Source organism: Amycolatopsis sp. AA4, assembly GCF_002796545.1.
In the GTDB taxonomy this organism is placed as follows: domain Bacteria; phylum Actinomycetota; class Actinomycetes; order Mycobacteriales; family Pseudonocardiaceae; genus Amycolatopsis.
Genome location: NZ_CP024894.1, coordinates 1877642 through 1889387 on the forward strand (window position 1 = coordinate 1877642; position 11746 = coordinate 1889387).

13 protein-coding genes are annotated in these 11746 nt (G+C 71.5%); 5 read left to right on the forward strand and 8 right to left on the reverse strand.

What is annotated here, in order from left to right:
• The first annotated feature begins 29 nt into the window (after nt 1-29).
• A complete protein-coding gene (locus CU254_RS08980; protein WP_009074849.1) occupies nt 30-629 on the forward strand; it encodes a DUF2567 domain-containing protein in 600 nt (199 codons plus the stop codon).
• Nucleotides 630-1145: 516 nt separating this feature from the next.
• Here CU254_RS08980 and CU254_RS08985 read toward each other — a convergent pair.
• Both CU254_RS08985 and CU254_RS08990 read right to left on the reverse strand, forming a co-directional pair.
• Nucleotides 1146-1862: an LON peptidase substrate-binding domain-containing protein gene (locus CU254_RS08985; RefSeq protein ID WP_009074851.1), complete on the reverse strand. Its 717-nt coding sequence runs from the start codon at nt 1860-1862 to the stop codon at nt 1146-1148.
• 43 nt (nt 1863-1905) lie between these two features.
• Nucleotides 1906-2559, reverse strand: coding sequence for an NUDIX domain-containing protein (locus CU254_RS08990; RefSeq protein WP_255409883.1), 654 nt, complete (start codon nt 2557-2559; stop codon nt 1906-1908).
• Nucleotides 2560-2693: 134 nt separating this feature from the next.
• Between CU254_RS08990 and nadA the strand changes: the two genes are divergently transcribed.
• The 4 genes from nadA to CU254_RS09010 all read left to right on the forward strand — a co-directional run bounded on the left by nadA (nt 2694) and on the right by CU254_RS09010 (nt 7472).
• Entirely contained in the window at nt 2694-3704 is a 1011-nt protein-coding gene (gene nadA / locus CU254_RS08995; protein WP_009074854.1) for a quinolinate synthase NadA, read from the forward strand.
• Nucleotides 3701-5350: an L-aspartate oxidase gene (locus CU254_RS09000; protein WP_009074855.1), complete on the forward strand. Its 1650-nt coding sequence runs from the start codon at nt 3701-3703 to the stop codon at nt 5348-5350. The genes nadA and CU254_RS09000 overlap by 4 nt, the downstream gene beginning before the upstream one ends.
• Complete coding sequence (gene nadC, locus CU254_RS09005) at nt 5347-6240, forward strand: carboxylating nicotinate-nucleotide diphosphorylase (RefSeq protein WP_037713047.1); 894 nt, start codon at nt 5347-5349, stop codon at nt 6238-6240. Before CU254_RS09000 ends, nadC begins: the two co-directional genes overlap by 4 nt.
• A gap of 62 nt (nt 6241-6302) precedes the next feature.
• Nucleotides 6303-7472, forward strand: a complete 1170-nt coding sequence (locus CU254_RS09010; protein WP_009074859.1) for a S8 family serine peptidase — start codon at nt 6303-6305, stop codon at nt 7470-7472.
• A gap of 77 nt (nt 7473-7549) precedes the next feature.
• On the opposite strand, the gene CU254_RS09015 is transcribed toward CU254_RS09010, so the two are convergent.
• From CU254_RS09015 to CU254_RS09040, 6 genes are all read right to left on the reverse strand, one after another.
• Nucleotides 7550-7930: a hypothetical protein gene (locus tag CU254_RS09015; RefSeq protein WP_009074860.1), complete on the reverse strand. Its 381-nt coding sequence runs from the start codon at nt 7928-7930 to the stop codon at nt 7550-7552.
• Entirely contained in the window at nt 7927-9204 is a 1278-nt protein-coding gene (locus CU254_RS09020; protein WP_009074862.1) for an alpha/beta hydrolase, read from the reverse strand. Before CU254_RS09020 ends, CU254_RS09015 begins: the two co-directional genes overlap by 4 nt.
• Complete coding sequence (locus CU254_RS09025) at nt 9201-10544, reverse strand: WXG100 family type VII secretion target (protein ID WP_009074864.1); 1344 nt, start codon at nt 10542-10544, stop codon at nt 9201-9203. The genes CU254_RS09020 and CU254_RS09025 overlap by 4 nt, the downstream gene beginning before the upstream one ends.
• Nucleotides 10541-10924, reverse strand: coding sequence for a hypothetical protein (locus CU254_RS09030; RefSeq protein ID WP_009074866.1), 384 nt, complete (start codon nt 10922-10924; stop codon nt 10541-10543). Before CU254_RS09030 ends, CU254_RS09025 begins: the two co-directional genes overlap by 4 nt.
• 97 nt (nt 10925-11021) lie before the next feature.
• Nucleotides 11022-11321 (reverse strand): hypothetical protein, encoded by a 300-nt coding sequence (locus tag CU254_RS09035; RefSeq protein WP_009074868.1) that lies wholly within the window; start codon nt 11319-11321, stop codon nt 11022-11024.
• 16 nt (nt 11322-11337) lie between these two features.
• A complete protein-coding gene (locus CU254_RS09040) occupies nt 11338-11679 on the reverse strand; it encodes a WXG100 family type VII secretion target (RefSeq protein WP_009074870.1) in 342 nt (113 codons plus the stop codon).
• Nucleotides 11680-11746 lie beyond the last annotated feature (67 nt).

The following is an 11746-nucleotide window of genomic DNA, read 5'->3' on the forward strand; positions in this document are numbered from 1 at the left end:
GAACGCACGCGTAGGGAAGGGAGCCTCGGGTGGTCGATTCCGCGGGCAAGGCGGCGCATCGGTCTTCGGCGGCGGCTGAGGGGTGGTCGGTGCCGGTGTTGTTTCCGGCGCGGCGGCCGCGAGTGGTGGTGAAGGCGGATCTTCTTCCTGCGGTGAGCGTGTTGTCCACTGCTGCGTTGCTCGGGATTCCGATGGGCTGGTTGTGGTCTCTTCTGGCTCCGGCGGAGCGGGTGCGGGTGATCGGGGCCAACGGGCAGCTGGCGCCTTTGGAGCTGGAGAGCTGGCATCGGTTCGACGACCTGGCGGTGTTCGGGTTTCTCGCGATGGCTGGCGGGTTGCTGATCGGGCTGGTCGTGTGGTTGCTGCGGGAGCGGCGGGGGCCGGTGGTGCTGGTGGCTGCTGCTGGTGGGGCGTTGGTCGCGGCCTGGCTGGGGACGCAGATGGGGCCCGCGTTCGCGAATTCGAAGTATTCGGTGGATGCGCCGCCTGCGTTGGGGGCGGTGATTGAGCAGGCGCCTCGGATCGAGTCCGGGTGGGTGGTGTTGGCCGCGCCGTTGGTGACGTGTCTGGTTTATGCGTTGATGACGGCGTGGAATGGGCGGGAGGATTTGGGGCGGCGGTTGGGGTGAGATCGCTGTCTCGGCTCGTCGCCCTGGGGGGCGACATTGCCGTTCCTTGGGTTGCTTGGGGCACCCCGATTTTTGATTGTGCTGACGGTTCGGGGGTGCTTGTCAAGGCGGGAAAGATGCCTTGACAAGCACCCCCGAACCGCAGGGCGGCTTTGTATCGGGGTTGGGGGAGGGGTGGGTGCCCCCGGGTGTTTGGGTGCACTGGCGGCGGTTTGTTGCGCGGCTTGGGTGGGTGGTTGCTTTGAGTGGGGCGGCGGGCGGGTCGCGGGTAGCGCCCCAATGTGGCATTGGGTGCATGGGACGCACCCAATGTGGCGTTCGGTGCATCTGACGCACCCAATGCCACATTGGGGGATCCCGGCGGGGTCGGCGGGGAGCGGTCCGTGAAGGGCTCCTTGAGGGAATCTAATTCCCTCAAGGAGCCCTTCACGTCCGGCGGAGGGTCGTGAGGGGAACCCTGAGGGACTCTGAGTACGTGAAGGTGGCCCTCACGGACGGTGGGCTAGCGCGAGGGGGCTAGTTCAGGTCTGCGGGCTTGGTGAAGGTGGCCAGTTCGGTGGGCGGGAGCGGGACCGCGCCCAGGGTTTCCAGGAAACCGGCCTCTCTGGTGAGCAGGCGGCAGACGATGCGCAGGCGGCGCAGGGGGTGCGTTTCTTCCAGCAGCAACTGCCGGTCCTCCAGGGGGAGGAGGCAGTCGGCGGCTAGTTGGTAGGCGAGTTCGCCCAGGTCGGCGTCGTCGTGGGGTGGGTGCCAGTCGTCTGCGTGCCAGGCGGCTTCGCAGTATCGCTGGTGGGCCGCGCGCGCTACGTCGGCCAGTTGGCGCGCCGTTGGCTCCGCTGCGGTCGGGACTGGGGTGTCGGGGAGCCAGTCGACCACGGCCATCAGGTAGGGCGCGGACGCTCGGTGCAACTCGCGCAGGCGGAAGCGGCGGGCGGCGCGCGTGACTACGTCGTAGCGGCCGTCGGGGAGGCGTTTCGCTTCGCGGAGGATCGTGCTGCAGCCGACGCTGTACACGTGGTCCAGACCACTGACCTCGCGGACAAGGGGGGCGCGCAGGGCGACGACGCCGAACTCGTGCTCGGGGACGGTGCCGGTGACGAGGTCCGCGGTGAGCTGCCGGTAGCGCGGTTCGAAGATATGCAGCGGCAGGTGAGTACCGGGGAGCAGCACTGTCTGCAGCGGGAACAACGGCAGGGTCGCCGTCCCGCTGGGGCACTGCTCTGGCTCGGTCACGGCGTCCACGGTACGGGCTGCGGAGCCCCGGCGCAGTTCGTGTTCAGCGGCGCGGAGGAGGCTTCAGTACCGCGAAAGGGTCGGTGATGTGCATGTCTTTCGCGGCGAAAGAAAAGAGCGCCGCAGGTCGTCCGCCGGTCCGGCCGGGGGGCGCGGTGTGGCCGGTGGGGACCAGCAGACCACGCCGTTGGAGCACGCGTTGCAGGTTCGTCGCGGACACTTTGTAGCCGAGTGCGGCGGAGTACAGACCCCTGAGCGCGGAGATGGTGAATTCCTCTGGGGCCAGCGCGAAACCCAGGTTGGTGTAGCTCAGTTTCGAGCGCAGGCGGTCGCGGGCGCGCAGGACGATCGCCTCGTGGTCGAACGCGGTGCGGGGCAGGGCGTTCACGTCGTGCCACTCGGTGTCCTCGGGGACGGCCGGGTCGACGTCGGAGGGGACCAGGCCGAGGAACGCGGTGGCTACGACGCGCGGGCCGGGGACGCGGTCGGGCGCGCTGAAGACGGCTAGCTGCTCTACGTGCTTCAGCTGGCGTACGTCGACCTTCTCCGCGAGCTGCCGCCGGATCGAGGTTTCGACGTCTTCGTCCGGGCGCAGCCGGCCGCCCGGCAGGGACCAGCGGCCCAGGTGCGGATCGAGCGCTCGGCGCCACAGCAGCACCCGCAGTGTGTCGGAGCGCACTTGAAGGACTGCCGCCAGAACCTCGTGGGCGAGGGGGGCTCGGGTGTTAAGATGGCTTCGCACGGTTTTCGATTATAAGGCGAAAACCGGGTTGGGGAGGAACCGGGGTCGATCCGGTTCCGAGGCCGGCGATTCTCGAGAGGGCCGAACACATGACCACCACGCTTGACCAGGATCTGACCCCGTACGGCGGGGTCGAGGCGGACGCCGACTGGGCCGCCCGCGTGCGGGAGCTCGCCCGCAAGCGCGACGCGGTGCTGCTCGCGCACAACTACCAGGTCCCGGAGATCCAGGACATCGCGGACTTCACCGGCGACTCTCTGGCGCTCAGCCGGATCGCGGCCAGCAGCGACGCGTCCACGATCGTCTTCTGCGGCGTGCACTTCATGGCCGAGACCGCGAAGATCCTGGCCCCGGAGAAGACGGTGCTGATCCCGGACGCGCGGGCGGGCTGCTCGCTCGCCGACTCCATCACCGGAGCCCAGCTGCGCGAATGGAAGGCCGAGCACCCGGGCGCGGTGGTCGTCTCGTACGTGAACACGACGGCCGAGGTCAAGGCCGAGACGGACATCTGCTGCACGTCGTCGAACGCGGTCGACGTCGTTGCTTCCATCCCGGCTGACCAGGAAGTTCTCTTCCTTCCGGACCAGTTCCTCGGCGCGCACGTCAAGCGCGTGACCGGGCGCGAGAACATGCACATCTGGGCCGGGGAGTGCCACGTGCACGCCGGGATCAACGGGGCCGAGCTGGCCGCGCGCGCGGAGGAGAACCCGGACGCCGACCTGTTCATCCACCCCGAATGCGGCTGCGCGACCTCGGCGCTCTACCTGGCCGGCGAGGGTGCGGTGGCCCCGGAGCGGGTCAAAATCCTCTCCACCGGCGACATGGTGCACGCGGCGCGCGACACCAAGGCGACCTCAGTGCTCGTGGCCACTGAGATCGGCATGATCCACCAGCTGCGCAAGGCCGCGCCGGAGATCGACTTCCGCGCGGTGAACGACCGGGCCTCGTGCCGGTACATGAAGATGATCACCCCCGCCGCGCTGCTGCGGAGCCTCACCGAGGGCGCGGACGAGGTCCACGTCGACCCGGAGACGGCCGCGCGGGCCCGCGCCTCGGTGCGGCGGATGATCGAAATCGGGCAGCCCGGCGGTGGAGAATGAGCGGCCTAGTTAACGCCGATGAGGCGAAAACCTCACCGGATCCGAGGTGGGAAGCCCGGGCCGACGTGGTCGTGATCGGCAGCGGCGTGGCGGGGTTGTCCGCGGCGCTGCGGGCCCGCGAACTCGGGCTGCACGTGCTGGTCGTGACGAAGGCGGCGGTCGCCGACGGCAATACCCGGTGGGCGCAGGGCGGCGTCGCCGTGGTGCTCGACGGCGAGCGCGACGAGGGCGACACGATCGAGAAGCACACGGCCGACACGCTCACCGCCGGAGCCGGGCTCTGCGACGAGGACGCTGTGCGGTCGATCGTCGGCGGGGGTCCGGCGGCCGTCACCGAGTTGCGGCAGAACGGTGCGGTGTTCGACCACGGCTCGAGCGGGCTGTCGCGGGCTCGCGAGGGCGGGCACAGTGCGTTCCGGGTGATCCACGCGGGCGGCGACGCGACCGGTGCGGAGGTCGAGCGCGCGCTCGTCGCGCAAGCCGGGGAACGCCGGATTCCGGTGCTGGAGCACCACATCGCGGTCGACGCGCTGCGCACGTCCGCGGGCGAGGTGGCCGGCGTGACGGTGCTCGACCGCAACGGCGTGCCGGGGATCGTGCGCGCGTCCGCGGTGGTACTGGCCAGCGGCGGATTCGGGCAGCTGTACCAGGCGACGTCCAACCCGGAGATCGCGACCGGCGACGGCCTGGCGCTCGCGTTGCGCGCCGGCGCGGCGGTGGCCGACATCGAGTTCGTGCAGTTCCACCCGACGGTGCTGTACACGCCGGGCGCGCGCGGGCGGTGTCCGCTCGTCACGGAAGCGGTCCGCGGCGAGGGTGCGACCCTGGTGGACGGGGCGGGCGCGTCGGTGATGGCCGGGGTGCATCCGCTCGGCGATCTGGCTCCGCGCGACGTCGTGGCGGCGGCGATCACGCGGCGGCAACTGTTGGCTCCCGGTGGCATCGACGATCACGTTTTCCTTGACGCCACCGGCATTCCCGGGTTCGCGAAGCGGTTCCCGACGGTGCACGCGGCGTGCGCGGTGCTCGGCATCGACCCGGCGGTGGACCCGATCCCGGTGACCCCGGCGGCGCACTTCGCGTGCGGCGGCGTGGTGGCCACTGTGGACGGACGCTCGACCGTGCGCGGCCTGTACGCGGCGGGCGAGGTGGCCCGGACCGGTTTGCACGGGGCGAACCGGCTGGCGTCCAACAGTTTGCTGGAAGGGCTGGTCGTCGGGCGGCGGACCGCGGAGGCGGTCGCCGCGGATCTGGCCGCTGGATTGCTGCCGGACCCGTCGCGCGGGCGGATTCCGGAAAGGACAGTCGCGCCGGCGGCGGAACGTGATGTGCTGCAACGGGTGATGAGCCGGTACGCGGCGATCGGCCGGGACGCGGACGGGCTCGCCGCGGCGGGTTCGGCTCTCGATTTGTCGACAACGGACAGTCCGTTGTGGACGCACAGCGCGGTCGAGGACGCGGCGCTCACCGTGGTGGCGCAGGCGTTGCTCGCGGCGGCGGAGCGGCGGACGGAATCGCGGGGATGTCACGTGCGGACGGACTTCCCGGAACGGGACGAAGGGCTGCGGCGGAGCCAGCTGATCCGGCTGAGCCCGTCGGGACAGCCGGTGCTGGTCGAGGCGACGTCGTTGGAAGGGGTGGCATGAGCGGGGAATTCTCGGAAGCGGTCGTTCAGGCGCTGGTGGTGGACGGGCTGGACGTCGCCGACGTGCGGCGGGTCGTGACCACCGCGCTGGAAGAGGATCTGCGGTACGGGCCGGACGCCACGACGGCGGCCACGGTTGCGGCGGACGCCCGTGCGGTGGCGGAGCTGACGCCGCGCGTCGCCGGGGTCGTGGCCGGGATTCCGGTGGCGCTGGCGGTCTTCGACCAGGTTCTCGGCACCGACTACGAGGTGGTCTCGATCCGCGAGGACGGTTCGCCCGCGGTCGCCGGGGAGCCGGTGCTCGTGCTGCGCGGTCCGGTGCGCGGGTTGCTGACCGCCGAGCGCACGGCGCTGAATCTGTTGTGCCTGCTGTCCGGAGTGGCGACGGCGACCGCGGCGTGGGTGTCCGCGATCGAGGGAACCGGTGCCGCGGTCCGGGATTCGCGGAAGACGACGCCGGGATTGCGGCTGCTGCAGAAGTACGCGGTGCGGTGCGGCGGCGGCGTGAACCACCGGATGGGCCTCGGCGACGCGGTGCTGATCAAGGACAACCACGTGGTCGCGGCCGGTTCGGTCACCGCGGCGCTGGCGGCGGCCCGGGAGCACGCGCCGCAACTGCCGTGCGAGGTCGAGGTGGACGATCTGGCTCAGCTCGACGAGGCGCTGGCCGCCGGGGCGGACGAGGTGCTGCTCGACAACTTCACGCCGGAGGAGTGCGTGAAGGCGGTCGCGCGGCGCGACGAAGTGTCGCCGAAGACGCGGCTGGAGTCGTCCGGCGGGCTGACGCTCGACCGCGCCCGGCCGTACGCCGAGTCCGGTGTGGACTATCTCTCCGTCGGCGGGCTCACGCATTCCTCGCCCGCTCTCGATCTCGGGATGGACCTGCGCTAACCCTGTCGCCGCGGCCCGCTCTCCACTAGAATCTCCTTGTCCGACAAGGGGAGGGGGCCGCGGTGCGGGGAATTGCCGCCGGAGCGGTGGCCGCGCTCGTGGTGCTCGGCCTGCCCGCCGCGGCGACCTCGGCCGGGGCGGCCTCGTGCGCGAATCCGTCCGGCCCGTACACCGGGGCGGTGTCCTGGGGGCAGCGGCTGGTCAACCCGCCGCGGCTGTGGGCGCTGACCAGGGGCGAGGGCCAGACCGTCGCGGTGATCGGCACCGGCGTCGACAAGCAGAACGCGCAGTTCGGGCCCGGGCAGGTGCTCGGCGGCGCGGGCACCGCGGATTCCGACTGCGACGGACGCGGCACGATCGCCGCGGGCATCGTCGGCGCGCAGCCGTCGGACGAGACCACGTTCACCGGCGTCGCCCCCGGCGTGAAGCTGCTTCCCTTGCGCTACACCGAAAGCAACGGCTCGTCCTCGGACGGCGGCGGCGATCCGGGCGCGCTGGCGGGCGCGATCGACACCGCGGTCGACCGTGGCGCGGGAGTGATTCTCGTGGCGGTCCCGGCGGGTTCGGACAGTCCGGCGCTCGGCGCGGCGCTCGACCACGCGAAGTCGCGCGGTGCCGTGGTGATTTCGGCCGCGGCGGCCACACAGCAAGGGGCGCACACGTATCCGACCGCTTCGAAGGGCGTGCTCGCGGTCGGTTCGACGGACGAATCCGGCGCGTCGGTGCAGAGCGAAGCCGGGGATTACCTCGGAATCGCCGCGCCGGGCGCGAATCTGGTGAGCACGTCGGCCGGCGGCGGGGGCGCGATCGCGCACCGCTGGCCGATCACCGACCCGAGCCTGGCCGCGGCGTACGTCGCCGGAGTGGCGGCGCTCGTGCGTTCGGCGCACCCGGACATGAAGGGCGAGGAGGTGGTGAACCGGTTGCTGCTCACCGCTTCCCGCCCGCCGTCCGGGGCGCACGATCCGCGCCGGGGCTGGGGAATGCTCGACGCGTACGCCGCGGTGTCGTCGACCCTGCCCGCCAAGGCGCCCGGCCCGAGCGCGGCAGCGGTGCGGTCTGAGCTGCCCGCGGTGGTTCCGGCCGCGGCACCGGCTCGGCCGACGTCCGAGCTGGCGGCGGGAGTCGTCGCGCTCGGCGGGGTGGCGGTGGCGGCTGCGGCGGGGATTGGCGTGGCGGCGTTCCGGCGGGGACGACGGCGCGGGTGGCGGCCGTCGCGGTTTCGGGCGTGAGCTGACGGTGGCCTCCCGTTCCGTCGTGCGTGTGTATGCCGGTTCTAACCGGAATCAACACGCACGAGGCGGGTGGGCTAGTCCTCGTCCGCGACCCGTACGAGCCGCGTCGAGCCGATGATCGCCACCCCACGCCCGTCGCGGGCGATGTGCACGCTGAAATCCGCGCCGTCCCGGGAAAACCGCGCGATCACTTCCCGATAAGTGCTGCGGTCGTAGGCTTCCCAGCCCGCCGTTTCCAGCGTCGGCCGCACCGCTTCGGCCAGCACCCGCAACGCGGTCGGGCTGTCCTCCAGCCGGACCCCGTACTGCCAGCACACCAGATGCCCCGGCTGTGCGGGATCGCAGTCCAGTTCACCGTCCACTGTGGGCAGTGCGCGAGGACCGAACGCCGCCGCCACGCTGTCGATGACGTTCGTCAGCTCGGCCGCCAGATCCTTCAATTCGCGCGTGATCACGGCAGCACCGCCGGAACCGGCACGGGTGCTTCAGTGACGTGGCCTCCGGTCAGCACGCCGTAGATGTTCTCCCACGAATCCGAACCCGGCTTGAGCACGCCGCTGTGCGAGGACAAGCCCCACTGCACGTTTCCGGCGGCGTCGCGGCCGGTGGTGAGTTCGGTGACGCCGGGGAAGGTGTCCGGGTCGGCACCGTGGCCGATGCCGGTCCATTCCAGCGCCCCGGCGTTGCCCTGGGCGAGCACGATCGGGTCGAGCGGGGCGGTCATCGAGTACCGCTGCACGCCGGCCTGGCTCGGCGGCAGGTCCGCTGGCCTCCATACGCCGTGTCCCATGCCCGCCGACTCTACGTGCAGCACCCGGTCCACGGGCAGGCCTTGCTGGTCGGCCAGCCCGACGGTGGCGCCGCCGTAGCTGTGGCCGATCGCGGTGATCGTGGCCGAGCCGCCGGTCTGGGCATCGACCTGGCCGCGCAATTCGTCGCCGAACGCCTTGAGGTTCGGGGCCATCGTCTGCGCGTAGCTGGCCTCGGCGCCCTCGGTGGTGACGTTCTGCGGGAACACGCCGTCGGCCCAGACGACCATCGCGGTCCGGCCGCTCGGGTCGGCGGCGACGAGGCTGCGGCCGAGGTCGGCGTAGGACTGGAAGGTGTCCATCCGGGTGTGCACGCCGGGCACGAACAGCCCGACGTTGCGCGTCCCCGGCTGGATCGAGCCGACCAGTTCGGCGATCCGGCCGTTGCCGGACGGATCGAACCGCAGGATCTGCCGATGGTCGTCGATAATGCTCTGGTACAGCGCGATCCGCCGCTTCGAGCGGGCGATGGCGTCCGGATCGGCCAGTCCGGCCAGGCGGGTCCGTTCGGCGGCGAGCGCGTCGGAAACCTTCATCCGGTTGGCCGCGATGGTTCCGGCCCATCCGCCGCTGGCAGCGGACTTTCCGGCGGACGGCACCGGGTCTTCGGGCAGCAGCGAGCGGTACATCGCCGCTACCTGCTCGTCGGCGCGTCGGTAGCCCGCCGACGAGGCGGTGAGGCCGTCGCGGAGGACCTGGACGCGAGTGACGCGCTGGTCGACGTCGGCGGCGAGGGCGCTGAGCGTTTTCGCCAGCCCGGCAGCACATCCGGACGACGCGGACAGCTGGCCGAAGGCCGTGGCGGGCACCTTTTCGCCCGCCACGGACTGCTGCGCGGTCCGGAGCGCCCCGGCGCGAGTGTCCAATTCGGACGCCGCGGTCGCGAGTTTCGCCGGGGCGACCCGGTAGCCGTCGGTCACGGCTGGTCGGTCGGCTCTTCGCCGACGACCGAGGGCGCGACCGGAGCCTGCTGGCCCCACACGTTCTCGGTTTCGACGAGCCACGCGGGAATCCGGCGGCCGGAGCCCAGGTCGCCGCCCGCGCCCATGCCGCCCATCGGCATCATGGGCATCATCGGCATGGCGCTCTTGGCCGCCGCGCCCGCCGCACCGGCGGCGCCGCCCGCGAGTCCGCTGAGGACGTTCGACGGCGCGTTCCCGGCGAGCCCGGAGTGCGCGGCGGGAGCTTCCCCGGAACCGCTGAGGCCGCCGCCGGACGGAATGCCGCCGCCGTCGATCGACGGGGCTTGCCCGCCGCCGACGGGGATCCCGCCGCCGCCCCCGCCCGCGGGACCGGCCCCGCCGCCGAGTTTCGTGCCCGGCAACGGGGTGTCCTGCTCTTTGTCCTTGCCGTCCTTGTCTTTGTCTTTGTCCTTCGGACCGCCCGAGGCCCACGACGGAACCTTCGGCATGATCGACCCGAACCGGCCGAACGCGGCGGCGGACGCGGCCGCGAGACCGGCGGTGAACATGTCGCCGAACAGCGGGCTGCCCGAGGACGGCTGCGTCGGGTGCTGCCCGGGCTCGGAGCCGGGAACCTGCGTGCCGTCGGTGGGCAGCGGGTGCGAGTCGACCGGGGCGCCGACCGCGGTGCCGCCGTCCGGGCTGTTGCCGATCGGTCCGGTGGCGCCGCCGGGGGCAGCGCCGCCGCCGGGGACCGGCTTGGGCGGCGGGGCGGCCGCGTTCGGCGAGACCGGGATCGACTCCTCGGCGGTGTCGTAATTGGTCGCGAGGTTGTTCATCACCACGATCGCCTTCGCGTGCGCGGAGCCGGCGGCGTTGGCGGCCTGTTGCTGCGCTTCGACGTTGGCGATCGCCTGCTGCCGCTGCTGGGTCGCGGCGATGACGGTGGCGGGCGGGGTGTCCGGCGGAAGCAGCGGCGGGTTGACCGCCAGCGCGACGTCGGCGGGGGAGACGTCCGGGACCGCGACCGGCGGCGGCATCTCGGCCTTCGCCTTGACCAGCGCGTCCGCGGCGTCCTCCAGCATGTCGCGCATGCCCTGCGCGGTGACCGCGACCTTGCGGATGCCGCCGACGAGGTCGGTCATCATCGTCCGGTACTGGTCGGCCGCGCCGCCGGTCCACGCGCTGGAGAAGTCGGTGAGCTGGTCCGACAGGTTCTCGGCCTGGTCGTACAGCCCGCGCGAGGCCGAGTTCCACTGTTCGGCCGCGGCGCGCGCGGTGGTCGGGTCGCCCGCCTGCAGCATCGCGTAGAGCTGCTGGTGGGTGTATCCGGCGAAGTTGGTGCGAGGCCCGCTCATGCGTTCTTACCCCCTGAAGAATCAAGGCCCAGCAACGAGAAAAGCGGGTCGAGCAGACCGGTCTGCTGACCCGAGCGGTGCAGGTCGCCCGCGACCGACTGGTCGGCCTGGGCGTATCCGTCGGCGACGGTGGTGGTGACGTCCTGCGCGAAGGTGATCGCCCCGCGGACCTGCTCCAGCAGGCCCTGCATCTCGGCGACCGCGGCGCGGTGGGCGTCGGCGAGCGAAGCGGCTTCCCCGAACTCCCCGAACAGCAGCGGATGCTCCCCGAGGGTGCGCAGGAAGTCGTTCGGCCGGGACATCGCGTGGATCTGGGTTTCCAGCTCCCGGACGAAGTCCGTCAGCGATTCCAGGTGGACGTAGTACGACTGGTCGGGCATCGGCCGGTGACCTCTCGTGCGGCAGGACGCGGGAAAGCCGGCCGTCCGGAGCGGGTGGGGGGTAGGCCCGCCCCGGACGGCCGGCGTCGGGGCCGGATCAGGCGAACAGGCCCTGGTTGCGGTTCTCCAGCTGGTGCTGGAGATCGTGGGCGTCGCCGACCTTGGAGCCGAACTGCGCGATGATCGCGACGATGTCGGCGGTCGCCTGGCGGAGCCGGGTCTCGGACGCGCGCGCCGCTTCACCGGCGGAGCTGCCCGAGGCGTACCAGGTCTGGGTGATCGGCTGCAGGTTCTGGTGCAGCTGCTCCAGCTGGGAGGTCAGCGCCTTCGCCTTGGCGGCGAGCGACGCGGAGCTGTGCTGCAGGGCCCCGAAGCTGATTTCTACGACGTCAGCCATGGTGTCTTGTCCTCTCTCAGGGGTTGAGGCGAGGGATCACGTTGCCCTCGACGGTGTGGCTGACGCTCTGGAAGCTCTGGTGCACGTCGGAGTCGCCCGCGTTGTAGTTCGCGTGGCTGGTGTGCACGAGCTGCGACATGGTGTCGAGCTCCCGGACGGCGGCGCCCATCTTCTCCTGGAGCCGGCGCTGCAGGTCCCAGAACGCGACCGCCTGGTCGCCCTTGTAGTTCCGCAGCGTCTCGGTCAGCTCGGACTCCAAGCTGGCCATGGTCGTCTTAGCGTTCGAAGCGGTTTCCTCGAAGCCCTGGACGGCGCGCGTCATGGCAGCGGAATCTGCCTGGAATCCCGGACTGGACATCTGACGGGCCACCTCCTTCCCTCTCGTGGAAAATCCCGGTGCGCGGCGGGCCGCGCGGTGTGAATGT